This is a genomic window from Sphingomonas turrisvirgatae, from assembly GCF_001721295.1.
Taxonomy (GTDB): domain Bacteria; phylum Pseudomonadota; class Alphaproteobacteria; order Sphingomonadales; family Sphingomonadaceae; genus Sphingomonas; species Sphingomonas turrisvirgatae.
Window position 1 is genome coordinate 84412 of record NZ_MDDS01000013.1, and the last position, 23213, is coordinate 107624.

The 23213-nt window shown below is 64.9% G+C and carries 24 protein-coding genes and 1 tRNA gene; 19 read left to right on the plus strand and 6 right to left on the minus strand.

Translation table 11 applies throughout. From position 1 onward, the window contains the following. Positions 1-3 precede the first annotated feature (3 nt). Positions 4-411, minus strand: a complete 408-nt coding sequence (locus tag BFL28_RS05705; protein WP_069319641.1) for a hypothetical protein — start codon at positions 409-411, stop codon at positions 4-6. Positions 412-548: 137 nt separating this feature from the next. Between BFL28_RS05705 and BFL28_RS05710 the strand changes: the two genes are divergently transcribed. The 9 genes from BFL28_RS05710 (at position 549) to BFL28_RS05750 (ending at position 9115) form a co-directional block, all read left to right on the plus strand. Beyond that, entirely contained in the window at positions 549-1706 is a 1158-nt protein-coding gene (locus BFL28_RS05710) for an ATP-binding protein (protein ID WP_241527229.1), read from the plus strand. 114 nt (positions 1707-1820) lie between these two features. Next, positions 1821-2849: a substrate-binding domain-containing protein gene (locus tag BFL28_RS05715; RefSeq protein ID WP_069319643.1), complete on the plus strand. Its 1029-nt coding sequence runs from the start codon at positions 1821-1823 to the stop codon at positions 2847-2849. 8 nt (positions 2850-2857) lie between these two features. Further along, positions 2858-4231: a phosphate ABC transporter permease subunit PstC gene (gene pstC, locus BFL28_RS05720; protein WP_069319644.1), complete on the plus strand. Its 1374-nt coding sequence runs from the start codon at positions 2858-2860 to the stop codon at positions 4229-4231. A gap of 31 nt (positions 4232-4262) precedes the next feature. After that, positions 4263-5477 carry a phosphate ABC transporter permease PstA gene (gene pstA / locus BFL28_RS05725; RefSeq protein ID WP_241527230.1) on the plus strand — a complete coding sequence of 405 codons (1215 nt, stop codon included), beginning with the start codon at positions 4263-4265 and terminating at the stop codon, positions 5475-5477. Then, positions 5477-6265 (plus strand): phosphate ABC transporter ATP-binding protein PstB, encoded by a 789-nt coding sequence (gene pstB / locus BFL28_RS05730; RefSeq protein ID WP_069319646.1) that lies wholly within the window; start codon positions 5477-5479, stop codon positions 6263-6265. Before pstA ends, pstB begins: the two co-directional genes overlap by 1 nt. Further along, positions 6265-6963 (plus strand): phosphate signaling complex protein PhoU, encoded by a 699-nt coding sequence (gene phoU, locus BFL28_RS05735; protein ID WP_069319647.1) that lies wholly within the window; start codon positions 6265-6267, stop codon positions 6961-6963. Before pstB ends, phoU begins: the two co-directional genes overlap by 1 nt. A gap of 1 nt (position 6964) precedes the next feature. Beyond that, a complete protein-coding gene (phoB, locus tag BFL28_RS05740; protein WP_069319648.1) occupies positions 6965-7657 on the plus strand; it encodes a phosphate regulon transcriptional regulator PhoB in 693 nt (230 codons plus the stop codon). 84 nt (positions 7658-7741) lie between these two features. Continuing rightward, the gene (locus tag BFL28_RS21230) at positions 7742-8101 is read left to right on the plus strand and encodes a hypothetical protein (RefSeq protein ID WP_069319649.1); all 360 of its coding nucleotides are present in this window, start codon (positions 7742-7744) and stop codon (positions 8099-8101) included. Between the two features lie 117 nt (positions 8102-8218). Continuing rightward, on the plus strand, positions 8219-9115 hold the full coding sequence (locus tag BFL28_RS05750) for an SDR family NAD(P)-dependent oxidoreductase (RefSeq protein ID WP_069319650.1): 897 nt from the start codon (positions 8219-8221) through the stop codon (positions 9113-9115). Positions 9116-9172: 57 nt separating this feature from the next. Here the strand turns inward: BFL28_RS05750 and BFL28_RS05755 are convergent. Next, a tRNA-Ser gene (locus tag BFL28_RS05755) sits at positions 9173-9262 on the minus strand. 132 nt (positions 9263-9394) lie between these two features. Here BFL28_RS05755 and hspQ point away from each other — a divergent pair. From hspQ to BFL28_RS05775, 4 genes are all read left to right on the plus strand, one after another. Continuing rightward, entirely contained in the window at positions 9395-9775 is a 381-nt protein-coding gene (gene hspQ, locus BFL28_RS05760; RefSeq protein WP_069319651.1) for a heat shock protein HspQ, read from the plus strand. A gap of 217 nt (positions 9776-9992) precedes the next feature. Next, positions 9993-10355, plus strand: a complete 363-nt coding sequence (gene rplU / locus BFL28_RS05765) for a 50S ribosomal protein L21 (protein ID WP_069319652.1) — start codon at positions 9993-9995, stop codon at positions 10353-10355. 13 nt (positions 10356-10368) lie between these two features. Then, positions 10369-10638, plus strand: a complete 270-nt coding sequence (gene rpmA, locus BFL28_RS05770) for a 50S ribosomal protein L27 (RefSeq protein ID WP_069319653.1) — start codon at positions 10369-10371, stop codon at positions 10636-10638. A gap of 171 nt (positions 10639-10809) precedes the next feature. Beyond that, on the plus strand, positions 10810-11358 hold the full coding sequence (locus BFL28_RS05775; RefSeq protein ID WP_069319654.1) for a GNAT family N-acetyltransferase: 549 nt from the start codon (positions 10810-10812) through the stop codon (positions 11356-11358). A 53-nt stretch (positions 11359-11411) separates the two neighbouring features. Here BFL28_RS05775 and BFL28_RS05780 read toward each other — a convergent pair whose 3' ends face one another. From BFL28_RS05780 to BFL28_RS05795, 4 genes are all read right to left on the minus strand, one after another. Then, complete coding sequence (locus BFL28_RS05780) at positions 11412-12878, minus strand: efflux transporter outer membrane subunit (RefSeq protein WP_069319655.1); 1467 nt, start codon at positions 12876-12878, stop codon at positions 11412-11414. After that, positions 12875-16066, minus strand: coding sequence for an efflux RND transporter permease subunit (locus BFL28_RS05785; RefSeq protein ID WP_069319656.1), 3192 nt, complete (start codon positions 16064-16066; stop codon positions 12875-12877). Before BFL28_RS05785 ends, BFL28_RS05780 begins: the two co-directional genes overlap by 4 nt. Positions 16067-16078: 12 nt before the next feature. Continuing rightward, positions 16079-17263, minus strand: a complete 1185-nt coding sequence (locus BFL28_RS05790) for an efflux RND transporter periplasmic adaptor subunit (protein ID WP_079246958.1) — start codon at positions 17261-17263, stop codon at positions 16079-16081. Between the two features lie 123 nt (positions 17264-17386). Continuing rightward, a complete protein-coding gene (locus BFL28_RS05795) occupies positions 17387-18238 on the minus strand; it encodes a metal-dependent hydrolase (RefSeq protein WP_069319657.1) in 852 nt (283 codons plus the stop codon). 45 nt (positions 18239-18283) lie between these two features. Between BFL28_RS05795 and BFL28_RS05800 the strand changes: the two genes are divergently transcribed. The 6 genes from BFL28_RS05800 to BFL28_RS05825 all read left to right on the plus strand — a co-directional run bounded on the left by BFL28_RS05800 (position 18284) and on the right by BFL28_RS05825 (position 23212). Next, complete coding sequence (locus BFL28_RS05800; RefSeq protein WP_069319658.1) at positions 18284-18907, plus strand: TetR/AcrR family transcriptional regulator; 624 nt, start codon at positions 18284-18286, stop codon at positions 18905-18907. A 52-nt stretch (positions 18908-18959) separates the two neighbouring features. After that, complete coding sequence (gene obgE, locus BFL28_RS05805; protein WP_069319659.1) at positions 18960-20009, plus strand: GTPase ObgE; 1050 nt, start codon at positions 18960-18962, stop codon at positions 20007-20009. Between the two features lie 52 nt (positions 20010-20061). Beyond that, positions 20062-20847 (plus strand): MipA/OmpV family protein, encoded by a 786-nt coding sequence (locus BFL28_RS05810; protein WP_069319660.1) that lies wholly within the window; start codon positions 20062-20064, stop codon positions 20845-20847. 46 nt (positions 20848-20893) lie between these two features. Beyond that, complete coding sequence (gene proB / locus BFL28_RS05815) at positions 20894-21997, plus strand: glutamate 5-kinase (RefSeq protein ID WP_069319661.1); 1104 nt, start codon at positions 20894-20896, stop codon at positions 21995-21997. Further along, complete coding sequence (locus tag BFL28_RS05820) at positions 21994-22896, plus strand: NAD-dependent epimerase/dehydratase family protein (RefSeq protein WP_069319662.1); 903 nt, start codon at positions 21994-21996, stop codon at positions 22894-22896. The genes proB and BFL28_RS05820 overlap by 4 nt, the downstream gene beginning before the upstream one ends. A 70-nt stretch (positions 22897-22966) precedes the next feature. Further along, positions 22967-23212: an acyl carrier protein gene (locus BFL28_RS05825; RefSeq protein ID WP_069319663.1), complete on the plus strand. Its 246-nt coding sequence runs from the start codon at positions 22967-22969 to the stop codon at positions 23210-23212. Position 23213 lies beyond the last annotated feature (1 nt).

The window sequence follows — 23213 nt, forward strand, 5'->3', positions numbered from 1 at the left end:
TAATTACCCGCGCGGCATTTGAAGCGATGCGAAGCAGGTGAACCCGCTCGTGCCGCGCTGCAACCGGCGGATATAGTTGGTATAGGCGCGGCTCTGCTCATAGGTGGTGCCTGGCAGGCTCGAGCCGTTGAGCGCCCGCTTCACCTCTTCACCGGTGAACGCGCGTCCGGCGGCGGGAAACGCACCCTGCGTACCCGGGGGCACCAACGTACCGTCCGCGGCGATGTAATTGCCTGCCCGGCCAGCATCCGGAACCGGAATCTCGCAATTGAGTACCGAACCCGCCGTTTGCGCCAGCGCGGGCTTGATCGACACGATCGCCGACGCGCTCGCCGCGCCGAGCATCAGCGCGCGACGACTGGGTCCCTTGCCCTTCGGGGCATCATCCGGTGGAGGCGTGGTATCGGTCATCGTTCCATCCCTGCCAGACTTGCCTTTCATAAAGGTGAATCTTGCGCAACCCGCTATCGCGCCGGCAAGATCATCGGTTAGACGGGGCTGCGATGCCACGCTTCGCTGCACCCAGAACGGTTTTCGGTATCTTACTGATGCTGATCACGGCCGGCTCTGTCGGATTGGCGGGCGGGATCGAAGCTGCCGGCATCGCCGCCATCGGCCTTGTCGTCATGTTGCTGATCGCCGCGCCCCCGACGGAGCCGGAACGTATCGCTGCTGCTATACCCGATAGCGACGACGTCGCCGTTGCCGATGTGATTGATGCGATTTTCGAGCCGGTGCTGCTGATCGCCGACAATCGCGTTGCCGCCGCCAACCGCGCCGGACGCGCCTTGCTGGGCGAACATATACTGGGGGAGGATGTTCGCGTCGCGATCCGACACCCTGCCGCGGCCGAACGATTGCTGGAAGGCGAAAACGTGGAATCCCCGGCACCGCTTCATCTCGCCGGGCTGGGCAGCCGCGACCAGCATTGGGAGATGCGCATCCACGCCCTTCCGCGCGGCCAGCGGATCGTTCACTTGTCCGACCGCACGGGCAGCCATGCCGCCGACCGTATTCGAGTGGATTTCGTCGCCAATGCCAGCCACGAGCTGCGCACCCCGCTCGCTTCGATCCTTGGGTTCATCGAAACGTTGGAGGACGCGGCCGACGATCCTGAGACCAGCGCGCGATTCCTGAAGGTCATGGATGCCGAGGCGCGGCGCATGCAGCGCCTGATCGACGACCTGATGTCGCTCTCGCGGATCGAGGCGGAGAAATATCGTGCGCCTGATGATTCGGTCGATCTCGGCACGCTCGCGCAGGAAGTCCGGACCGAGCTTGCCGCCACATCGCCCCGGCGTGCGGCGGATATCGCGATCGAACTGGGCGATGCGCCGCCGGTGCGGGGCGATCGGGTGCAGCTGTCGCAGCTTCTTCACAATATTATCGGCAATGCCATGAAGTACGGCCGCGACGGCTCCCCTGTCCGGGTCACGCTGCGCCGCTCGAGTGAGACGATGTTGTGCCTCTGCGTCAGCGACGAGAGCGAGGGGATCGGCCCTGAACACCTGCCGCGCCTGACCGAACGCTTCTACCGCGTCGATTCGAGCCGCAGTCGCGCGGCTGGGGGCACCGGCCTTGGCCTGGCGATCGTCAAGCATATCGTGGAACGGCATCGCGGCCGGTTGGACATAGCCAGCACCGTCGGCCAGGGAACGACCGTCACGATCCTGCTACCGCTCGCGACACCTTCTGAACCGGTGTAACATTAACGACCCGCCGCTGTCATAATTGGGTAACGCAATTGCAACAGAGGCCCGGCGACGGGGCCGGCTCCCCGCTCTTTGCGACCCGCAAGGACAAGGCCGTGGGAGTTTCGGATGCGTCGCTTTCCGCTGATCGCGCTTTGTGCGCTGACGCTTGCAGGCTGCGGCCAGCAGACCAGCCGCGACCAGATCACGGTGGTCGGCTCGTCGACGGTCTATCCGTTCACCACCGCGGTCGCCGAAGCGTTCGTGAACAACAGCACGCAAGCCAAGGCGCCGGTGATCGAACAGGGTGGCACAGGTGCCGGCATGAAGCTGTTCTGCGGCGGCATCGGCGTATCTCATCCCGACATCGTCAACGCATCGCGCCGCATCAAGAAGTCAGAGGCCGAACTTTGCGCGAAGAACGGCGTGACGGACATCATGGAGATACAGATCGGCAGTGACGGGATCGCGCTCGCTGAAGCGGTTAAAGGCCCCAACCTTTCGCTCACGCGCAAGGACCTCTACCTCGCGCTAGCCGCCAACCCGGGCGGCAAGCCGAACACGGCCAGGACGTGGCGGGACGTCAACCCGTCGCTTCCGGCGATCCCAATCAAGGTGCTGGGCCCGCCATCGACCAGCGGCACGCGCGATGCGTTCGCCGAACTGATCCTGGAAAAGGGCTGTGAGGAAGTCTCGCCCGAGGCCAAGGCGCTCAAGGACAGCGACAAGAACAAGTTCGACAATCTCTGCCTGCTGATCCGCAGCGACGCCGCGTACATCGATTCGGGTGAGAACGACAATCTGATCGTCCAGAAGCTATCGACCGATCCCAATGCGATCGGCATCTTCGGCTATTCCTATCTTGAGGAAAACGCCCAGCGGCTGAAGGGCATTCCGATTGATGGCGTAGCGCCGAGCTATACGTCGATTGCCGAGGGTACCTACCCGGGCGCACGCGCGCTCTACATCTACGTAAAGAAGCAGCACCTGAAAGCCGTGCCGGGACTTAAGGCATTCCTCGCGCAATATGCCATGATGTGGTCGGCCGACGGGCCGCTGGCCAAACGCGGACTGATCGCCAGCCCTGCCGACCGGCAGGCCGTGGCCGCGACAGCGATCGAGGCGGAAACGCCGCTCGATCCGGCCTCGCTGAAATAAGCGCCGGCATGAACCTCTACGCGCTCCTCTTCCTGGTCGCCGGCCTTGGCATCATCGCCTGGCTGACCGGGCGCGCGCGGGCGGCGCGCTTTGGTTCGACGAGCGAACACCGGCTGCATTCGCTGCCGGGTCAGCATGGCCTGTATGTCGCGCTGTGGACGACAGTCCCTGCGCTGCTCTTCGTCATCGTCTGGTGGGCTGTCACGCCGATGCTGGCGACGGACGCAGTGATCAAATCGCCACAGGCGCTTCAGTTGCCGGCGTTCGGCTACGAGCGCGACGCGATCCTCAACGAAGTGCGCGCTCGGGCAGACGGCAGCGAATATGGCTTCTATCCGCTCGCCGAACAGCTTGCGCCGCTCTACGCCCACGCCAGCAGCTTCTATGCCTGGCTGGGCAGCGGCCTGGCGCTGCTGCTCGCCTTCGCCTGCGGCGCTTTCGCCTATACCCGCGTAAAGGCCGATTTCCGGGCTCGCACCCGCGTCGAACGGACGGTCATGCTGGTATTGCTCGTCGCTTCGCTGATCGCGATCCTCACGACGCTCGGCATCTTCCTCTCGCTGCTGTTCGAGTCGATCCGCTTTTTCAGCATGGTTCCGGTGACCGACTTCCTGTTCGGCACGACCTGGAGCCCGCAGGTCATCGATCCGGCCGATCCGGGCAAGACGCTGGGCGCGGTTCCGCTGTTCTGGGGCACCTTCTTCATCGGCGCGGTGATCGCGATGCTGGTCGCGATCCCGTTCGGGCTGATGAGCGCGATCTACCTCACCCAATACGCCCGGCCCGTCGTCCGCAAGTGGATGAAGCCGATGCTCGAGATTCTCGCCGGCGTGCCGACGGTCGTATACGGCTATTTCGCTGCCTTGACCGTAGGCCCCGCGATCCGCGATCTCGCCGTATCGCTCGGCTTTACCTATGCCAGCTCTGAAAGCGCGCTCGCCGCCGGCCTGGTCATGGGCGTGATGATCATCCCATTCGTCTCGTCGATGGCCGACGACAGCATTGCCGCGGTGCCGAGCGCGATGCGCGATGGCAGCCTGGCGATGGGCGCGACGTCGAGCGAGACGATCTGCAAGGTGCTGCTCCCCGCTGCCCTGCCCGGCGTGGTCGCCGGCGTGCTGCTCGCCGTCAGCCGCGCGATCGGCGAGACGATGATCGTGGTCATGGCTGCGAGTGGCGCTGCCAATATCACGGCGAATCCGTTCGAGAGCGCGACCACGGTGACCAAGCAGATCGTCGACCTGCTGACGGGCGAGGCCGAGTTCGACAGTCCCAAGACGCTGGCCGCCTTCGCGCTTGGCCTGACATTGTTCCTGATCACCTTCCTCCTCAACATCGTCGCCTTGCGCGTCGTGAAGAAGTACCGTGAGGCTTATGAATAGGCGCGCGCCCACCGACTGGAAGGCGGACGCAATGCAGCGCCGCATCCGCAGCCGCTATCGCGCCGAGCGCCGCTTTCGCGCGATCGGGCTTGGCGCAGTCGTGCTGTCCGCGGCCTTCCTGGTCTTCCTGCTGACGGTGATGGTCGGCAACGGCGCGGCCGGGTTCATGCGGACCGAAGTAGCGCTGCCCATCGACTTCAAGGCGGCGCCGCTTGAGGTCGATCGCGCGCAACTGTCGACCCGCGGTGCCGACCTCGCGCTCGCGGGGGCGGGCTTGCAGGACCGCGTCGCCACCGCCGTCACGGCCGCGTTCGGCGACAAGGGCGAGAAACTGATTGCCGAGAACGCCTGGACCGCCGTGCGCGACGCGATCAAGGCCGATCCCAATCTGCTGAACCAGCGCACGCATATCTGGGTGCCCGCCTCCAGCGAACTGGACGCCGCCATCGACGGCAGCGGAAAAACCGAGATGCAAGCCGAAGCGCGCAAGCTGCACGAACGGGGCGCGTTGCAGAGTGGTTTCAACGCGAGCTTCCTGGCCCGCGCCGACTCGACGGACCCGACGGCGGTCGGCATCTGGGGCGCGCTCAAGGGTTCGCTGCTCACCATGTTCGTGACGTTGCTGATTGCCTTTCCCATCGGCGTGCTTTCGGCCGTCTACCTTGAGGAATATGCGCCGAAGAACCGCTGGACCGACCTGATCGAGGTATCGATCAACAATCTCGCGGCTGTTCCTTCGATCATCTTCGGCCTGCTCGGCCTTGCGGTGTTCCTCGGCACGCTCGGCCTGCCGCGCTCGGCCCCGCTGGTTGGCGGACTGACGCTGGCGCTGATGATCATGCCGGTGATCGTCATCGCTGGGCGCAACGCGATCAAGGCGGTGCCGCCGTCGATCCGCGACGCCGCGCTCGGCATCGGCGCCAGTCGCGTTCAGGTCGTTTTCCACCACGTGTTGCCACTCGCACTGCCCGGCATCCTCACAGGAACGATCATCGGCATGGCGCGCGCGCTGGGCGAAACCGCACCGCTGCTGCTGATCGGCATGCGCGCCTTCATCGTCACCCCCCCCGGCGGCGTGTTCGATCCGGCCACCGTGCTGCCAGTCCAGATTTTTCTGTGGTCCGACGAAGTGAGCCGCGGCTTCATCGAAAAGACCTCGGCAGCGATCATCGTGCTGCTCGCTTTCCTGCTCGCGATGAACGCAGCTGCCATCTATCTTCGTAACAAGTTCGAGACCCGTTGGTGATGACTGAACTCAACTCGCCTCAGACCACCGCTCCGCCAAAGATGGCGGCGCAAGGCGTCAACGTCTTTTACGGCGAGAAACAGGCGATCCGCGACGTATCGCTCGACGTCGACATGGACAATGTCACGGCCTTCATCGGCCCGTCGGGCTGCGGAAAATCGACATTCCTGCGGACATTGAACCGCATGAACGACACCGTCGCCTCCGCCAGGGTCGAAGGACTGATCACGCTCGACGGCGAAAACATCTACGACAGGTCGATGGACGTAGTGCAACTGCGCGCGCGCGTCGGCATGGTGTTCCAGAAGCCGAACCCCTTTCCAAAGTCGATTTACGAGAACGTTGCCTACGGTCCGCGCATCCACGGCCTCGCCAGCGGCAAGGCGGACATGGACCAGATCGTCGAACGCAGCTTGAAGCGCGCCGGGCTGTGGGAGGAGGTCAAGGACCGGCTGCAGGACAGCGGCACGGCGTTGTCGGGTGGTCAGCAGCAGCGGCTGTGCATCGCGCGTGCCATCGCGGTCGACCCCGAAGTCATCCTGATGGACGAGCCGTGCAGCGCGCTCGACCCGATCGCGACCGCGAAGATCGAGGAATTGATCCACGAGTTGCGGGGCCGCTACGCGATCGTGATCGTCACCCACAACATGCAACAGGCCGCGCGCGTTTCGCAGCGCACCGCCTTCTTCCACCTGGGGACGCTCGTCGAATATGGCGAGACCGATCAGATTTTCACCGCCCCGCGCCAGGAGCGGACCAAGGACTATATCACCGGAAGGTATGGCTGATGGCGAAGGGTCACGAGCATACGATCAAGGCGTTCGACGCAGAGATCAAGCAGTTGCGCGCGCTGATCTCTCAGATGGGCGGGCTTGCCGAACAGGCGATCGCCGACGCGATGACGGCGCTGCAGCGCAACGACACCGAGCTCGCCAAACAGGTCCGCGCCAAGGATAAGGCAATCGACGCGATCGAAGCGGAGGTCGAGAAGCTCGCCGTCCGCGTCATCGCCCTTCGCGCGCCGATGGCCGACGACCTGCGCGACGTCGTCGCAGCGCTCAAGATCGCCGGCGTCGTGGAACGCATCGGCGATTACGCCAAGAACATCGCCAAGCGCGTTCCGCTGATCCATGCTTCGGGCAAGGACCGCATCGACGCCGTTTCGGTCATCCCTGCCATGGCGCAGATGGCGAGCGAAATGGTGCACGACGTGCTCGATGCCTTTGCCTCTCGCGATGCCGAGGCGGCGATCCGCGTCTGCGAGCGCGACAGCCGACTCGACGATTTCTATGACAGCATCTTCCGTACGCTCGTCACTTACATGGTCGAGAATCCGCGCACGGTAAGCGAAGTCGCGCACCTGCTTTTCGTCGCCAAGAATATTGAGCGGATCGGCGACCATGCGACCAACGTCGCCGAGATGGTCTATTTTGCCGCGACCGGCAGCTATCTCGCCGACCGCGACACCGACAGTACAGGGGTCTGACATGAGCCGCGCCCGCATGCTGCTGGTCGAGGACGACGCCGCGCTCGCCGAACTCCTCACATATCACTTCAAGCGCGAGGATTTCGACGTTCGCCACACGCCCGATGGCGAAGAGGCGCTGTTGATGGCGAAGGAGATCGCCCCCGACATCGTGCTGCTCGACTGGATGGTCGAAAGCCTGTCGGGGATTGAGGTGTGCCGCCGCCTGCGCCGCATGAGCGAGACGGCCAACGTGCCGATCATCATGCTGACCGCGCGGGGCGAGGAGGAGGACCGGGTGCGCGGCCTCGAAACCGGCGCGGACGATTACGTGACCAAGCCCTTCTCGCCACGTGAACTCGTCGCGCGCGTCGGCGCCGTACTGCGCCGCGTACGGCCTGCGCTGGCCGGCGAAGCGCTGTCCTATGCTGACATCGAGATGGACACGGTCGGCCACAAGGTGCGGCGCGGTGGCGATATTGTTCCGCTGGGTCCGACCGAGTTCCGCCTGCTCAAGCATTTCCTGGAGCATCCGGGCTGGGTCTTCTCGCGCGAGCGGCTGCTTGACGCCGTGTGGGGGCACGACAGCGATATCGAGAGCCGCACGGTCGATGTGCACATCCGGCGTCTTCGCAAGGCGATCAATATCGGTGACAGGCCCGACATCATCCGGACCGTACGCTCGGCCGGCTATTCGCTGGACGTTGGCCACTGATATCGTTTCGGGATAGATTCAGCGCCTGATGCGTTAGCGGGGCGAGCGAATGCTCTCACCGTATCAACGTCAGGAGATAACCCGATGAAGCTGATCGCGCTTGCCGCGGCGCTCGCCATGACGGGCACCGCCGCCATCGCCCAGGATGCGACAACGCCTGCACCGGCGCCTGCACCCGCACCTGAGACGGCACCGACGCCAGAGCCCGCGCCCCCTGCCCCCGCCCCGGCAACCGCGCCTGCGACGGCTACCACGGGCGAGGATCCAGCTGGCGGCTATCAGCCTTCCGCCCCAGCGCTGTCCGCGCAGCCGGCACCAGGCCAACAGGTGATCTTCCAGCCCTCCAAGTCGCCGAGCGAAGCCTATCCGCCGCCCGCGCCGATGCAGACTTACCCGATCTGCAAGAAGGGTCAGTTCGACAACTGCCGCCAGCGCGGCGGCTGAGCTTGCGGGGCGCGGCCAGCATGTGGCCGCGCCCCGATTTGCGACTGCCCCTGCAAGTTGCTTTCCGCCTCCGGCCCGCTAGCTCATGACGACAGTCCAGACTGAGCGGGAGGATGCATGAACATTCGATTCGACGGGAAGGTGGCCATCGTGACCGGCGCCGGCGGCGGGCTGGGCCGCGCCTATGCGCTCGAGCTTACCCGGCGCGGTGCGCGTGTGGTGGTAAATGACTTGGGCGGATCGCGCGATGGTACGGGCCAGTCCGATGCAGCGCTGAAGGTTGTCGAGGAGATCGCGGCAGCGGGTGGCGAGGCCATCGCCAACGGCGCCAGCGTCACCGAATACGAACAGATGGAGGCAATGGTCGCCGCGGCAAAGGAACGCTGGGGCGGCGTCCATATCCTCATCAACAATGCCGGCGTGTTGCGTGACAGGAGCTTCGCCAACATGACGCCCGACGACTTCCGCTTCGTTGTGGACGTTCATCTCCTCGGATCGGCCAATGCGACCAAGGCGGTGTGGGCCACGATGCGCGAGCAGGCGTACGGCCGCATCCTGATGACCGCTTCTTCCAGCGGGCTGTACGGCAATTTCGGGCAGGCAAATTACGGGGCCGCGAAGCTGGGGCTGGCCGGCCTTGCCAAGACGCTCCATTTGGAAGGCGCCAAATACAATATCCGCGTCAACACACTCGCCCCGACCGCTGGCACGCGGATGACCGAAGACATCTTCCCTGAAGCGGCGTTCCAGGCCTTCACGCCGGAAAGCGTCGCGCCGGCAGCACTGTTCCTGGTCAGTGAGGACGCACCCAACAATGCGATCGTCGGCGCGGGTGCGGGCGTGTTCCAGGCGGCGCATGTCACGCTCACTCAGGGCGTGCGCCTGACAGGCGACGCGCTCTCGCCCGAAGGCGTCGCCGCCCAATGGCAGGCGATCACCGACCGCACGGGCGAAGTCGTGCCGCAATCGGGCGGCGAACAGGCCATGATGATCATGCGCAAGCTGCAGCAATGATGTTGCGGCTTAGTCAGCGCTGCCGGCGCAGCACTATTCGCAACGGGCGTGGGTGAATGGCGGAGAGGGTGGGATTCGAACCCACGTTACGGTTCCCCGTAAACCGCATTTCGAGTGCGGCGCGATCGACCACTCTGCCACCTCTCCGCGAGGGGTCCGCTGGATGCCCATGGGCGTCAACGACCGGTCGAGCGGGCGCCTCTAGACGAAGCTGGCAAGCCACGCAAGCACTCACGCGGCACTTCTTGTGCGGCGCGCAATGCGCACTAGATTGAGCATATGAATCGCGCCCATCAGACTCTCGATCTCGCTGCCGCCGGGGTCCCCTTCCCCGCCATCTCGCATGCCCGCTTCAATGTGGGCGATGTGGTACGCCACCGCGTGTTCGACTTTCGTGGCGTGATCTTCGACGTCGATCCGGTGTTCGCCAATAGCGAGGAATGGTATCAATCCATTCCGGAGGACGTGCGCCCGCCCCGGGACCAGCCCTTTTACCACCTGCTGGCCGAAAACGCCGAGTCGAGCTATGTCGCCTATGTCAGCCAGCAGAACCTGCTGCCCGATGACAGCGACGAGCCGGTGGATCATCCGGCAATCAGCGGCCTGTTCGATGAGCTCGTGGATGGCCGCTATCAGCTGAAGCGCGAGCACCGGCACTGAGGCTCAAGCTGGTTGGCCGATCCGTTGGCGCGACGTGGCAGCGCCGCTCATCGATATCGCTGCCCTGTGGCCCCCTGCACGACCGGTTTCATCCTCCGTGGATAGCTGAAAGAGCCGGCATAGAGGTTGACTTGCACCCCCGAATCCCATAACCGCGCCCTTCCTCCCGCCGGGTACTTCCCGCGCGGGCACATGCATTTGAATTGAGAAGAGGCCCATGTTCGCTATCGTGCGCACGGGCGGCAAGCAGTATCGCGTTGCCGCAGGAGACAAGATCGTCGTCGAGAAGCTCGACGGTGAAGCCGGTTCGTCGATCACGCTCGGCGACGTGCTGCTCGCTGGCGAGGGCTCGGACCTGAAGCCCACCGACGGCCTGACCGTTTCGGCCGAGATCGTCGCGCAGGCGAAGGGCGAGAAGGTCATCGTCTTCAAGAAGCGTCGCCGGCACAACTACCGCCGCAAGAACGGCCATCGTCAGAATCACACGATCCTAAAGATCACCGCGATCGGCGCGCAGGAAGCCAAGAAGAAGTCCGCGAAGAAGGCTGAGGGCGACGCCCCGGCTGCCGCGGAAGCGTAAGGAGTAACGCGAAATGGCACATAAGAAGGCAGGCGGCTCTTCGCGTAACGGCCGCGATTCGCAATCGAAGCGCCTCGGCGTGAAGAAGTTCGGCGGTCAGGCGGCCGTTGCAGGCAACATCCTCGTGCGTCAGCGCGGGACGAAATTCTATCCGGGCGTCAATGTCGGCATTGGCAAGGATCACACGCTGTTCGCGCTGACCGACGGCCGCGTGCGATTCCATGACGGCAAGCTCGGCCGTAAATTCTGCTCGATCGACATGATTGCGGAAGCAGCCGAATAACATTGGGCAACCAGCCGGGTTGCCCGCCAGGGTGACCCGGGTCCTCTTCTTCGAGGACGCAACACAAGGGAGACGGGTCGCCCCGGTCTCCCTTTTTCTTTGCTCCCTCCGTCGCAAACCGTCGCGGTCCCGTCATCGAACGGGGTCATGGCGCAAACGAGGAGAGTGCAGATGTTCGCGAGAACACAAAGACTGACGCTACGTCCCGGCTGGATCGAGGATGCGCCGGAACTCGCGCGCGCGATGAACTACCACGAAGTGGTACGCAATCTCAGCCGAGCGCCCTGGCCCTATACAATCGGCGATGCGGAAGCCTTTCTGTCGAGCGGCGGCCAGCATGGCGCCAGCTTCCTGATCTGCGGTCACGAGGATGGCTTCAGCCGCATTCTGGGCGGCATCCGTTTCGGCTTGCTCGACGGCGAGTCGCATGAACTCGGCTATTGGCTCACACCGAACGCGTGGGGCCGGGGCTATGCGACCGAGGCCGGGCGCGCTGCGATCGACATCGCCCGCATGTTGCGCGTGCCCAGGCTCACGGCCGACCATTTCGTCGACAATCCCGCTTCCGGCCGCGTGCTGCGCAAGCTGGGCTTTCGTCCGACCGGACGCATCGTCCCGCGCTTCTCGCGCGGACGCGGTGGCGAGGCACTATGCGCCGAGTTCGAACAGTCGCTGTCCGGGTCGGACTGCACCGACCCATGCGATCGAATGGCGGCGTAAGAGACTGATGGGCGAAGCCGATACGCAACGCGGCTTCGCCCATCCTCCGGGTATCAGCTACCCGAAACCGGTCCTTCGCGCCGCAATGGGGGCGGCGCGGTTTCCCAGCCGCCGCCCAGTGCCTTGAACAGCGACACCTGCGCCTCTGCCAGCGCCGCATTGGACTGGGCCAGCGCAGCACGTGCCCCTGCCCGCTCTCGCTCCGCATCGATGCGCTGAAGCAAGCTGTCACGCCCCGCCTCGAACCGCAGGATCGCGATCCGCGCCGCATTCGTGGCGGATGCATCGGCGCGACGCAGCGCGACGTTGCGCTCGATCTCGCCGGAATAGCGTGCCAGCGCCTGTTCGACTTCGCGAAGGGCGGTCAGCACCGTGCCGTCGAACGCGGCCAGCGATCCTTCCGCTCCGGCCTCGGCCGCGCGCACCTGCGCCCGCGCAGCGGTCAGGTTCGGAATATTCCAGCTGATCAGCGGCCCCAACGAGAAACCGAAGCCTGAAGACTTGCCCAGATCCTCGATCCGCTGTCCGCTCAGCGACAGACCGCCTAGCAAGCGGATCGAGGGGTAGAGCGCTGCCGTCGCGACGCCCACCCGCGCGGTGTCGGCCGCGAGCCGGCGCTCGGCCTGGCGCACATCGGGACGCCGAGCGAGCAGGGCTTGCCCGTCGCGGACCGGGATCAATGCCGATACCCCTGGGGGAGCCTTGCACTGGTTCGCCGCCGCATCCACTTCAGCTGGTGGCCTGCCCGTCAAAGTGGCGAGCGCATAGAGCGCGGCACGCCGCTCGGCCTCGAACTGCGGGACCTGCGATCGGGCATTCTCTGTCAGCACACGCGCCTGATCGACGTCGCGGATCGTACCGCGACCAGCATCGACCAGCCGCTGGGTCAGCTCCAGCGTTCGCGTTTGCAACCGCACCGTCTCGCGCGCGACTTCGGCCTGCGCGGCAAAGCCGCACGCCTGAGCATAGGTGCGCGCGACTTCGGCCGCGATCGCCACGCGAGATGCGTCGAGCGCCGCCTGTGCAGCATCGACATCCCCCCGCGATGCCTCGATCGCGCGGGTTACCCTGCCGAAGATGTCGACTTCGTACGAAGCATCGAAGCCGACCCGAAAGCTGTCGAATTCAAACGCGTCGGGGAGGCTGATGCCGCCTGGCAGCGTGGCGGCCTGCCCAGCCGTGCCGACCCGCTGCCGACTATATTGCCCGGTCGCCTCCGTCGTCGGCAAGCGCTGCCCGCGTGCTTCGGACAGCTGTGCGCGCGCACGCTTCAGGTTCGCCGAGGCCTGTCGAATGTCGGTGTTGTAGGTCAGCGCCTCCACCACCAGGCGATCCAGTGCGGGATCGCGGAACAGCCGCCACCACTCGCCATCCACCGCGCCGGCCGTGACCTTGGTGGTGCCGGGATCGACGAACGGTCCAGCCGCGGCGGCCGGGGTTTCCGGCCGCTTGTAGTCCGGGCCGACGGCGCAGCCAGCCAGCAGGCTACCCGCCATCAGCGAGAAGGTCAGGCGCTTCATTCTGCGGGCTCCAGAGCAGGATCTTGTGGCTTGGGCTTACGCCGCAGCCTGGCCATCTGCGCGCTGGTCCAGTCACCGAACTTGCGGCTGATGACATAAAAGGCGGGCGTGAAGATGAGGCCGAAGATGGTCACGCCGATCATCCCGAAGAACACTGCGACGCCCAGCGCCTGACGCAGCTCTGCCGCCGCGCCGCTCGCGATCACCAGCGGCAACACGCCCAGGATGAAGGCGATCGAGGTCATGATGATGGGACGCATGCGCTGATGCGCGGCGTGTTCTGCCGCTTCACGCGGAGCCATCCCCTGATCCTCGTTCTGGCGCGCGAACTCGACGATCAGGATCGCGTTCTTTGCCGCCAGGCCGATCAGCACGACGAGGCCGATCTGGGTCAGGATATTATTGTCCTGACCCATGATGTTCACCCCGACGATCGCCGCGAGCAGGCACATCGGCACGATCAGGATCACCGCAAGCGGCAGGACCAGACTCTCGTACATCGCGGCAAGGAGCAGGAAGACGAACACCACGGCCAAGGCAAAGGCAATGGCGCCGGTATTGCCGGCCTGCTTCTGCTCATAGGCAAGCTCGGTCCATTCGAAGCCCATGCCCTCTGGCAGAGTCTGAGCGGCCAATGCTTCCATGTTCGCCAGCGTCTGCCCCGTCGAATAGCCGGGCTTGGTGTCGCCTTGCAGTTCGGCCGCGGGATAGAGGTTGAAGCGGACGACGCGATATGGCCCGGAATCGTTCTTGAGCGTCATGACCGAACTCATCGGCACCATCTCGCCAGAGGCTGAGCGGGTCTTCAACGACTGGATGTCCGACGGATCATCGCGGTAAGGCGCATCGGCTTGGGCGGTCACGCGGAAGGTGCGCCCCAGATAGTTGAAGTCGTTGACATAAGACGAGCCGAGATATGCGCCCAACGTGGAGAAGACATTGGCGACCGGGACTCCCATCCGCTCGGCACGCTCCCGATCGACATCGGCCGTCAGGCGCGGCGTGCCGGTATTGAACGTGGTGAACGCGCCGGCGACGCTTTCCTGCTGGTTGGCGCCCATCATCATGGCAAAGGTTGCCTGTGCAAGCGCCTGGTAGCCCTGCCCACTACGGTCCTGAACCATCATCTTGAAGCCGCCACCGGTGCCGATGCCCTGCACGGGCGGCGGCGCGATGATCATGATGTCGCCGCCCTTGATCCCTGCAAAAGCCGGATAGAGCGCGCCGAGCACCTCCTCGGCGCTTTGTTCGCGATCCTTGTGCGGCTTCAGGCTGAAGAACATGACGCCGGCGTTGGGCGCGGTCGAGAAGCTGGCGCCATCAAGGCCCGCAAAGCCCATCACGTCCTGCATCGCCGGCAGCTTGCGCGCCTCTGCCACGGCCTGACGGACGACGGCATCGGTGCGGTTGAGCGACGATCCCGGCGGCAGTTGGACGACGCCAATTAGATAGCCCTGATCCTGCTGCGGGATAAAGCCGCTGGGCGTCGCCGCGAAGCGCCAGCCGGCGACCAAGATCAGCCCGGCATACACCACGCCGACCAGCACCAACGCGCGGACCGCCTTGGCCGTGAAGCGACCATAGTTCGCCGAAAGTCGCCCAAAGCCGTCGTTGAACTTGTTGGCAGCGCGCGTTGCCCATCCACGCCAACCTGGGGCGGGCGTCTTGTCGTGATGCGGCGGCTTGAGGATCAGCGCGCATAGCGCTGGGGAGAGCGTCAGCGACACGAAGGCAGAGATGATCGTCGCCGACGCGATGGTGATCGCGAACTGCTGATAGAAGGCGCCGGAGATGCCCGGGATGAACATGGTCGGTACGAACACGCCAACCAGCACAAGGCTGATCGCGATGATCGCGCCCGACACTTCGTCCATCGTCTTGTGCGCGGCGGCGCGGGGGTCGAGCCCCTCCTCTTCCATCAGGCGCTCGACATTCTCGACCACGACGATCGCGTCGTCGACCACAATGCCGATCGCCAACACCAGGCCGAACAACGAGAGCGTGTTGATCGAGTACCCAAAGGCGAACAGTACCGCCATCGCGCCGACCAGCGCCACGGGAATTGCGATCACGGGAATGACGGCGGTGCGCCAGCTTTGCAGGAAGACGAGCACCACCAGCACCACCAGCCCCAGCGCCTCGATCAGCGTCGAGTAAACCGCATCGACCGATTCCTGGATATAGGTCGTCGGGTCATATGCGACCTCGTAGGTCACGCCTGCCGGGGCACTCTTGGCAAGTTCCGCCAGTTCGGCCTTCACCGCCGCAGACGCCTCGAGCGCATTGGTGCCAGGCGCGGCGAAGACGCCGATACCAACCGCCGCATCCTGGTTGAGGTAGCCGTTCAGGCCATAGTCCTGCGCGCCAAGCTCAACCCGTGCCACATCGCGCAGGAAGGTCAGACGGCCGTTGGCATCGCGCTTGACGACGATCTTCTCGAACTCGTCGGGACTGGTCAGGCGCCCCTTGGCCTGCACGCCCAACTCGAACGCGGGGCTGGCATTGCCATAAGGCGGCTGGCCGACCGAGCCGGCGGCGACCTGCACGTTCTGCGTGCGGATCGCGTTCACCACCTCGTCCACCGTCATGTCGCGCGCGGCAGCGAGACCGGGGTCGATCCAGACGCGCATGTTGTAGTCGCGCCCACCGAAAGCCTGAGCCTGTCCAACGCCGGGCACGCGCGCGATCCGATCCAGGATCTGCAAATTGACGTAATTGCCGAGGTACTGGAGATCCAGGCTCTTGTCCGGCGAGGTGAAGAACACGACCATCAGGAAGTCGGGCGAATTCTTGTTCACCGTCACGCCGATACGCCGCACATCCTCCGGCAGACGCGGCTCGGCCGTCGAGACGCGGTTCTGCACCAGCACCTGCGCCTGATCGACGTTCGTGCCCTGCTTGAAGCTGATCGTGATCTGCGCGACTCCGTTGCCCGTCGAGGACGACGTCATGTAGATCATGTTCTCGACGCCGTTGATCGCCTGTTCGATCGGCGCGGCGACCGTCTCGGCCAACGTTTCTGCGCTTGCGCCCGGATAAGTCGCCGTGACGACCACCGTCGGCGGGGCGATGTTCGGATATTGCTGAACCGGCAGAATCGGATAGGCCAGCGCGCCGGCGATCACGATCAGGATCGAGAGCACCGCCGCAAAGATCGGCCGTTCGATGAAGAAGTGCGGAAATTTCATATGCCGCGCTCCTTAGCGGACGGTGGCCTGGCCCGAAGCCGGTTCCTCGATCGGCCGGGTCGGTGCAGCCTGCTTGCTCGTATCGGGCTTGATCACGCCCTTTTTAGGGTTGACCGGTGCCCCGGGCTGAAGCCGCCCGAGGCCGGTGATGATCACTCGGTCCGTCGGCGCTAGCCCGTCACGGATGATGCGCAGCCCCTCGGCCTTCGCGCCAACTTCGACAACGCGCGGGGTCGCCTTGTTGTCCTTGCTGACGACATAAACCAGGCGGCGGGTCTGATCGGTGACGATCGCCTCGTCCGGCACCAGCATCGCGCGATAGGTGCCCGAACCCAACAGCCGCGCGCGCCCGAACATGCCCGGCGTCAGGAACCGCGTCGGGTTCGACACCACTGCATGGGCACGGATGGTGCCGCTGTTCGGATCGACGGCATTGTCCAGGAACTCCATCCGCCCGTTCCAGCGATACTCGGTTTCGTCCGCCAGCTGGATCTGCACGGGGTTGGCGGTGGTCCGTGAAGAGCCACGTTCACCCCGCTCATCCTGGCGCAAATTCTTGAGATAGAAGCTCTCGGCTCCTTCGAACTCGAAGCGGATCGGATTTAGCGACACAACGCGCGTCAGCACCGTCGTGCCCTGTGCCACTGCATCGCCCAAACTGACCCGACGATCGGAGACACGGCCGCTGAACGGCGCGCGCACCGTCGTGAAACCAAGGTTGAGTTGCGCGGCCGATGCCGCTGCGCGTCCTGCGGCAAGGTCGGCCGTCGCGGCGCGTTCGGCCGCCACGTTGTTCTCGAGCTCCTCGGCACTGACCGCCTGCGCGCTGGCCAACTGACGGCTGCGCTCGGTGACCTGCCGCGCATTGGTCAACGCGGCCTGCGCGCGCGCGATCTGAGCCTCAGCCTGCGCCAGCGCCGCGCGATAGGGTCGCGGATCGATGGTGAACAGCGGCTGCCCCTGACGCACGTCCTGGCCGTCGCGGAAGTGAATTTGCGTGATCACGCCATTTACGCGCGCGGTAATCTCGGCATCCTGCGCGGCGACGAAACGTCCGGTATAGTCGTCCCAATCGGTCACTTCCCGCTGCAGCGGCGTGGCAAAGGTTACCTCGGCCGGCGGCGGCGCAGCCGGGGGTTGCGCTCCGCCGCATGAAGCCAGAAGCGTAAACGACAAGATTGCCACGACCGCACGCATGCATGATCCCCTTTGCTGCGACGCGGCAAATGGACCTTCGCGGAACCGGTTTCAAGCCCGGAACGAATGATTTGTGAAATTACCCGTTCAGTAATTGCCGGCGCTTGATCAGGTGGATGCCCGTCACGCGACCTGCGGCATCACTGCCGCCGCATAATCGCTTTCGGCTCGCTGGATCAGCGCACGATCGTCGTGGTTCCAGGGATGGAAGCGCGGCAGGAAATAGCTGAACCAGGCCGGGATCATCCGCGTGACCAGTCCTGGCGAGACCAACAGATATTTCGCAAGGCCCGCCTTGGCGCGCCAGCCAGTGATGCCATCCTGCCGCAACAGGTCGAGCGTCCCCTCGATTCGATGCGCCCAGAAGGTGCCAGTGATAATCAACATCGTCAGCGACTTGATCTTCCACCGCTTCCACCGGCTCATGCCTCGCGTCGCGTGCAGATAGGTGTCATAGGCAACGCCCTTGTGCTCGATCTCTTCGAGCGCATGCCAACGCCACATATCCGCGCTCTCGCTATCAGCACCGGCAAGGTGCCGCGGGTTGCGCAACAGCTCCGCTGCAAGAATCGCGGTATAGTGTTCCAGCGCCATGGTCGCGGCCAGCTGCACGATCGGCGGCCGCGCCTTGGCAATCGCCAGCACCTCATCGACGCGCGCATCGAGGCGGGACACGTCATAGCCATGATCGAGCACGCGCTTGTTGAACGCGACATGCTCGCGGCTGTGCACCACTTCCTGGATGGTGAACGCCTTGATCTCGCGCGCGAGCTTCTCGTCCACACCATTGCGGAACGCTTTCACGCTCTCGATGAAATAAGCCTCCCCCTTCGGGAAGGTCACGGAAAGCGCATTGTAGAAGGCAGTCGCAATCGGGTCGCCATTCAGCCACCAGCGGTCCTGACGCAGGCCGCGCCCGAAACGGCGGTCGCGCGGCGTAATGGTCAAGTCTGCGGGAGTTTTTGCGTTGAACACGATTTTCCTCCAAAGCTTGTTTGAAATTAGGCCTTACTTACACGAATGTCAATAATGCCTCTCTCCGAACGCCGGCGTCTAAGCCCCGAAGAATCCCGTGATGCAGCACTCGAGGCAGCGCGCGCGATCCTGATCGAAGCCGGGCCACAGGCGGTAACGCTGAAGGCCGTGGCTGCCCGGATCGGCCGAACCCATGCCAATCTGCTCCACCATTTCGGCTCCGCCGCCGGCTTGCAGCGTGCGCTTGCCCGCAGCTTGGCGGAAAGCGTCTGCGCCCGCATCGTCACGTTGATTCAGCAGGCTCGCGCTGACGAGAGCCAGCGAACCGAGGACAAGCCGCGTCAGGTTGTCGACCTCGCCTTCGATGCGTTCGACCGGTCCGGGGCCGGTGCGCTCGCCAGCTGGATGATCCTGTCCGGCAACGAGGACGCGCTCGACCCAATTCTCGAGACGATCCATCAGCTGGTCGATCAGATTGTGGCGGTAGAAGGCGAGGATACCGGCGTCGCGCTGCGCGAGGATACGCTCAGCCTGGTGCTGATGGCGATGGGCGACGCGCTGCTCGGCGAACCGCTCGCCCGCTCGCTGGGCCTGCCGCGCAGCGCCGCCCGCGACATTGCGCTGCGCCAACTCGTCACCTCGCCCCGCTTTGAAAAGATGTGGGGCTGATCGGCACGATCCGGGGGTGGCGCTCACCGCCCTGCCCCTCTAAATCACCGCCATGCATTTCCTCGATCAAGCGAAAATCTATGTCCGTTCCGGCTGGGGCGGCGGCGGCGCCGTCGGCTTCCGGCGCGAGAAATATATCGAATATGGCGGACCCGATGGCGGCGATGGCGGCAAGGGCGGCGATATCATCTTCGAGGCGGTGCCCGGCCTCAACACGCTGATCGATTTCCGCTATACCCAGCATTTCCGGGCACAGCGAGGCCATGGCGGCTCGGGCAGCAACAAAACCGGTGCTGGTGGCGACGATCTGGTGATCAAGGTTCCGGTCGGCACGCAGATCCTGGCTGACGATGATGAACGCACCGTCCTTGCCGACCTTACCAAGGTCGGGCAGCGTCTCGTTTTCCTCAAGGGAGGCGATGGCGGGCGCGGCAACGCGAGCTACAAGACCAGCACCAACCGCACCCCTCGTCAGCACGGCACTGGCTGGCCGGGTGAAGAGGCGTGGGTATGGCTGCGATTGAAGTTGCTGGCCGATGCCGGGCTGGTCGGGCTGCCGAACGCCGGCAAATCGACCTTCATCAATGCCGTCACGAATGCGCAGGCCAAGGTAGGCGCCTATGCCTTCACCACGACGCGGCCGCAGCTGGGCGTGGTGCGACACAAGAATAACGAGTTCGTCGTTGCCGACATCCCGGGGTTGATCGAGGGCGCGGCGGAAGGGGCCGGGATCGGCGATAGGTTCCTGGGTCACATCGAACGGTGCAAGGTGCTGCTCCACCTCGTCGACGCCAATGACGAGGACGTCGCGACCAGCTATCGCATCGTTCGCGACGAGCTCGACGCCTATGGCGCGGGCCTGACCGACAAGCAGGTGATCGTCGCGCTCAACAAGATCGACACGCTCGACGACGAACTGATCGCGGCGCTGTCCGCTGAGCTTGAGGAAGCGAGCGGCGCGCCGGTAATCCCGATCAGCGGCGCGAGCGGCGTCGGCGTCGATTGGGTGCTCGACAAGCTGCTCGAGGCGATCGGCGAGGAACATGAGCGGGTCGCCGACGATGATGAGGGCGAGGAAACGGTGGAGTGGTCGCCAATTTGACGGAACGTTCGGCTCCGCATGTCCGTTTGGCGCACGTAACGATGGAGTAGCCATGCGGACCGCCGTCCTGACCCTTGCCGCACTGACCGCTGCTGCACCCGCTTTTGCGCAGAGCAATGCCGACTCGCGAGAGCCGCTTCGCACGCGCGTTTATCTCGGCCCGCAGCTGTCGTCCGCGACCCCGGGGTCGAAAGACTTGTCGTTCGGTCCGTTCATCGACGTTTCGCGCGCGCGGGGCGACGCGCCGTTCGACTTCGAAGCGCCTGACGAAAGCTTCGGCTTTCCGCTACTGCGCGGGGCCGGTTTCGAGACCGGGCTGGCGCTCGGTTTCGAGGGCAAGCGCAAGCGCGACGACCTCGATCTGCCGCTGCATGAGGTCGGCTTCAGCTTCGAGGTGGGCGGCTTTGTCCAGACTCAGCTCACCGACCAGCTTCGCGTCCGGGCCGAAGCGCGAAAGGCCGTGAGCGGACACCGCGGCTGGATCGGCGAAGTCAGCATGGATTATGTTTGGCGGCGGGGCGACGATTGGCTCTTTTCGGTCGGACCGCGCGTCGTGCTCGCCGATCGCAGTTATCACCGCGCCTACTATGGCGTCACCGCGGCGGACCGGCTCGCAACCGGCCTCGCCACCTATGATCCCAAGGGCGGCGTCGAAAGCGTCGGCGTCACCGCCGGCTATCTTCGCCAACTCACGCGCCGCTGGGGCGTTGCCGCCTTCGCGCGTTACGACCGGCTGGTCGGCAGTGCGGCCGATTCACCCTATGTGCGGGCAATCGGCTCGCGCGGTCAGCCGTCCGTGGGTCTGGCGCTCAGCTATACCTTTGGTGGTGGCAGATAAGACCAAGATTGGCGGGATGCGCGCCGCACGCTAAGCGGCATGCGCCATGCACCTGTTTCCGCCCGCCTCATGCCCGCGCATCGTCGTCAAGATCGGCTCGGCCCTGCTCGTCGATCCGGACGGCGCAATCCGGCGGGCCTGGCTGGAGGGCATCGCCGCCGACATTGCTGATCGCCTGACGGCGGGGCAGCAGGTTGCGGTCGTCTCGTCCGGCGCGATCGCGCTCGGTGCGCGGCGCTTGAACCTTGCCAAGGGCGGCCGCGCCAGCCTTGAGGACGCGCAGGCCGCCGCCGCGACGGGCCAGATCGCGCTGAGCCAGGCGTGGGCCGAGGTGCTGAGCATGAACGGGATTACGGCTGCGCAAATGCTGGTGACGCTGGATGATCTTGAAGACCGGCGCCGCTATCTCAACGCGGCTGCGACGCTGGGCCGCCTGCTAAGCCTTGGCGTGGTACCGATCATCAACGAGAATGACTCGGTTGCTACCGCCGAAATCCGCTTTGGCGACAATGATCGCCTGGCGGCGCGCGTCGCGCAGGCGGCCGACGCGTATGGGGTCGTGCTGCTCTCGGATGTCGACGGGCTGTACGATCGCAATCCCGCGCTGCCCGACGCAGTCCACATTCCGGTTGTAGAGCGGATCGATCGCCGCATCGCGGGAATGGCCGACCGCGGCTCCGCCTCCGGTATGGGTTCAGGCGGCATGGTCTCAAAGATCGAAGCGGCGCGCATCGCGGCGAGCGCGGGCGTGAGTCTCGCCATCGCGAGTGGCCGCATCGACCGGCCGCTTTCGGCTGATGCCAGGCACACCGTGTTCCTGCCGGAGAAGCGCACCCGCGCTCGCAAGGCGTGGCTTGCAGGTCGATTGACCGCCAAGGGCAGCATCACCGTCGATCAGGGCGCCGCCGATGCGCTGGCCGATGGCCGCAGTCTGCTCGCGATCGGCGCGACGGGCGTGCGGGGCATGTTCTTCCGTGGCGACCTAGTGACGATCGAAGGGCCGAACGGTCCGATCGCGCGGGGTCTGGCCGAATATGATGCCGCCGATGCGGGCGCGATCCTTGGCTTGCGCAGCGAGGATCAGGCCGACATCCTCGGCTATGCGCCGCGCTCGGCATTGGTGCATCGCAATCATATGGCACTGCTGTGAGCACCGTCGCACTGACCGGCGCGACCGGATTCGTTGGAAAGGCGACCGTCGACCGCGCGCTGGCGCGCGGTTTGCACGTCCGCGCGCTCACCCGACGCGATCAGCCGGCGCGAGAAGGCGTGACCTGGATCAAGGGCAGCCTTAACGACACCGACAGCCTCGCTCGTCTTGCAAGCGGCGCGGATGCGGTGATCCACATTGCGGGCGTGGTGAACGGATCGGAGCTCGACTTCATCCATGGCAATGTCGACGGCACCCGCAACATGGCGGCCGCCGCGACGTCGATGGGCGTCAGGCGCTTCGTTCACGTTTCCTCGCTCGCCGCGCGCGAGCCGGATCTATCCATGTACGGTCGGTCGAAGGAACGCGCCGAGCATGAAGTTCGCCAGTCCGCACTCGACTGGACGATGGTGCGTCCGCCCGGCGTCTATGGTCCGGGCGACCTTGAAATGCGTGACCTGTTCCGCATGGCGAAGCTCGGCATGATCGTGCTGCCTCCGCGCGGCCGCATCTCGCTGATCCACGTCGCCGATCTTGCGCGGTTGCTCGTCACGCTAGCGCTGAGCGATCCCGGACGCCAGACGTATGAGTGCGACGATGGCCATGACGGGGGGTATACGCATCGCGAATTTGCCCGACTGATCGGCGCAGCGGTCGGAAAACGGCCGCTTACACTGCCCATGCCGCGCGCCCTGCTCGCCCTGGCCGGTCGGGTCGATCCGCTGCTGCGCGGCAGCCGTGCCAAGCTGACCGCCGACCGCGCCGCGTATCTCAGCCATCCCGACTGGACCGCCGCGCCGGAAAGGCGGCCTCCCATCAGCCTGTGGGCACCCCAGATCGCCACGGCCGATGGCCTGCGCCAGGCCGCCGACTGGTATCGCGCGAACAAGCTGCTCTGACCGCCCCAACCGTACCGCGTTTCCGCCGCAATCGCTTGGCAGTGCGGTTCCAGCAATCTAAGGACCGCGCATGAGCGACCGCAACGACATCTTCGCCACCGTCTCGGCCCAGATCGAGCCCTTCAACAAGAAGGGCATCGAGTTGAGCGACGCCACCACCTTCGCCGGCGATCTCGAATGGGACAGCCTGACCGTGATGGATTTCGTCGCGGCAATCGAGGACGAATTCGACATCATCATCACGATGAACATGCAGGCCGAGATCGAGACCGTTGGCCAGCTGGTCGACGCCGTACAGAAGCTGAAGGCCGACTGAG